The following is a 3,349-nucleotide window of genomic DNA, read 5'->3' as shown; positions in this document are numbered from 1 at the left end:
TAACCTCCACATTGGAAGAAGTCAGCAACTGATGAGAGTCAGACTGCTGGGTTGAACCAGCCAGAACCTTGAAAACTGCATAGTAACGCGAAAAGAAGCAGGCAGACGAAACTGAGTACTGAGTGATGAGTACCGAGTGATGAGTGAAAGACTCAAAGCGGAGTATAAAAGAGCTTCAGAACAGCAGAAAAGTTTGCAAGTGGAAAGAAATGAGAAAGTGGTCAAGCTAATAAGGGCTAATGGTGGATACCTAGGCACACAGAGGCGAAGAAGGACGTGGTTACCGACGAAATGCTCCGGGGAGTTGGAAGCAAACTATGAGCCGGAGATATCCGAATGGGGCAACCCTAAATACAGCCTGTTGAATATATAGACAGGTATGAGCTAACCCAGCGAATTGAAACATCTTAGTAGCTGGAGGAAGAGAAATCAATAGAGATTCCCTAAGTAGTGGTGAGCGAAAGGGGAAGAGCCTAAACCAAAGGGTTTACCTTTTGGGGTAGTGGGACAGCGATAACGAATCACGGAGACTAGACGAAACAGCTAAATACTGTACCAGAGGGGGTGAAAGTCCCGTAGTCGAAAGTCAAAGGATAGTAGCTGAATCCCGAGTAGCATGGGGCACGAGGAATCCCATGTGAATCAGCGAGGACCATCTCGTAAGGCTAAATACTACTGTGTGACCGATAGTGAACCAGTACCGCGAGGGAAAGGTGAAAAGAACCCCGGAAGGGGAGTGAAATAGAACATGAAACCATTAGCTTACAAGCAGTGGGAGTCCGATTGAACGGATGACCGCGTGCCTGTTGAAGAATGAGCCGGCGACTTATAGGCACTGGTAGGTTAAAGCGAGAATGCTGGAGCCAAAGGGAAACCGAGTCTGAAAAGGGCGATAATCAGTGTTTATAGACCCGAACCCTGGTGATCTAACCATGGCCAGGATGAAGCTTGGGTAACACCAAGTGGAGGTCCGAACCGACCGATGTTGAAAAATCGGCGGATGAGCTGTGGTTAGGGGTGAAATGCCAATCGAACCAGGAGCTAGCTGGTTCTCCCCGAAATGTGTTTAGGCGCAGCGGTAATGATTATATCTGGGGGGTAAAGCACTGTTTCGGTGCGGGCTGGGAGACCGGTACCAAATCGAGACAAACTCTGAATACCCAGAGCACACATTGCCAGTGAGACAGTGGGGGATAAGCTTCATTGTCAAGAGGGAAACAGCCCAGACCACCAGCTAAGGTCCCCAAATCATCGCTAAGTGATAAAGGAGGTGAGAGTGCACAGACAACTAGGAGGTTTGCCTAGAAGCAGCCACCCTTGAAAGAGTGCGTAATAGCTCACTAGTCAAGCGCTCTCGCGCCGAAAATGAACGGGGCTAAGCGATGTACCGAAGCTGTGGGATTAATTAATTAATCGGTAGGGGAGCGTTCCGTCGTAGGTAGAAGCAGTAGCGGCGAGCAGCTGTGGACGAAACGGAAGTGAGAATGTCGGCTTGAGTAGCGCAAATGTATGTGAGAATCATACACCCCGAAACCCTAAGGGTTCCAGAGCCAGGTTCGTCCACTCTGGGTTAGTCGGGACCTAAGGCGAGGCCGAACGGCGTAGTCGATGGACAAAGTGTCAATAGTCACTTACTAACATATGGGAGCATTGCTAGGGACGCATGAAAGATAACCACACCCTGATTGGTTTGGGAGGAGTTTACGAACTCCGAGTGGAGAAGGATAGTGCCAAGAAAAGCTAGTCATGTGATGAAGATATGTTACCCGTACCCGAAACCGACACAGGTAGGGAGGTTGAGAATACCAAGGGGCGCGAGATAACTCTCTCTAAGGAACTCGGCAAAATGGCCCCGTAACTTCGGAAGAAGGGGTGCCCACTGAGGAAGTGGGTCGCAGTGAAGAGATCCAGGCGACTGTTTACCAAAAACACAGGTCTCCGCAAACTCGTAAGAGGACGTATGGGGGCTGACGCCTGCCCAGTGCCGGAAGGTTAAGGAAGTCGGTCAGCGAAAGTGAAGCTGGCGACCGAAGCCCCGGTGAACGGCGGCCGTAACTATAACGGTCCTAAGGTAGCGAAATTCCTTGTCGGGTAAGTTCCGACCCGCACGAAAGGCGTAACGATCTGGATGGTGTCTCAGAGAGAGACTCGGCGAAATAGGAATGTCTGTGAAGATACGGACTGCCTGCACCTGGACAGAAAGACCCTATGAAGCTTTACTGTAGCCTGGAATTGTGTTCGGGCTTCGCTTGCGCAGGATAGGTGGGAGGCGTGGAGATATTCCTTGTGGGGAATATGGAGCCAACGGTGAGATACCACTCTGGCGAAGCTAGAATTCTAACCCATCTCCGTTAGCCGGAGAGGGAACAGTTTCAGGTGGGCAGTTTGACTGGGGCGGTCGCCTCCTAAAAAGTAACGGAGGCGCGCAAAGGTTCCCTCAGCACGCTTGGAAACCGTGCGACGAGTGTAAAGGCATAAAGGGAGCTTGACTGCAAGACCGACAAGTCGAGCAGGTACGAAAGTAGGCCTTAGTGATCCGACGGCGCAGCATGGAATGGCCGTCGCTCAACGGATAAAAGTTACTCTAGGGATAACAGGCTGATCTCCCCCAAGAGTCCACATCGACGGGGAGGTTTGGCACCTCGATGTCGGCTCATCGCAACCTGGGGCGGAAGTACGTCCCAAGGGTTGGGCTGTTCGCCCATTAAAGCGGTACGTGAGCTGGGTTCAGAACGTCGTGAGACAGTTCGGTCCATATCCGGTGCAGGCGTAAGAGCATTGAGAGGAGCCTTCCTTAGTACGAGAGGACCGGGAAGGACGCACCGCTGGTGTACCAGTTATCGTACCAACGGTAAACGCTGGGTAGCCAAGTGCGGAGCGGATAACCGCTGAAAGCATCTAAGTGGGAAGCCCACCTCAAGATGAGTGCTCTCACTACATAAGTAGGTAAGGTCACGGGCAGAACACCCGTTCTTAGGCGGTAGGTGGAAGTGCAGTAATGTATGCAGCCGAGCCGTGCTAATAGACCGAGGGCTTGACCTCTATTCTCATTTTTACATTTCGCGTTACTTGCAGTCTTCAGGGTTTTGAAGAGGTAAGAGAGCAGGGAGCAGGGAGCAAGGGAGATAAAAATTCTTCTTTCCCCCTGCCCCCCTCACCCTGCCCCCCACCAAGTTTTCCTGGTGTCTATAGCGCGGTGGAACCACACTGATCCCTTCCCGAACTCAGAGGTGAAACGCTGTTGCGGCCACGATAGTCTGGGGGTTGCCCCACGCCAAAATAGCTCGATGCCAGGTCTATCACTACCACAAATCCCCCTCCCGCTTCATTCCGGGGGGTTTTTGTTTTT

2 rRNA genes are annotated in these 3,349 nt (G+C 51.7%); both read left to right on the top strand.

Annotation, left to right across the window (positions count from 1 at the left end):
* Positions 1-219 precede the first annotated feature (219 nt).
* Positions 220-3,042, top strand: a 23S ribosomal RNA gene (locus H6G68_RS26780).
* A gap of 136 nt (positions 3,043-3,178) precedes the next feature.
* Positions 3,179-3,296, top strand: a 5S ribosomal RNA gene (rrf, locus tag H6G68_RS26775).
* Positions 3,297-3,349: the final 53 nt, after the last annotated feature.

This window comes from Anabaena catenula FACHB-362, assembly GCF_014698735.1.
Lineage (GTDB): Bacteria > Cyanobacteriota > Cyanobacteriia > Cyanobacteriales > Nostocaceae > Anabaena > Anabaena variabilis_A.
This window is presented reverse-complemented; position numbering and strand designations above follow the sequence as displayed.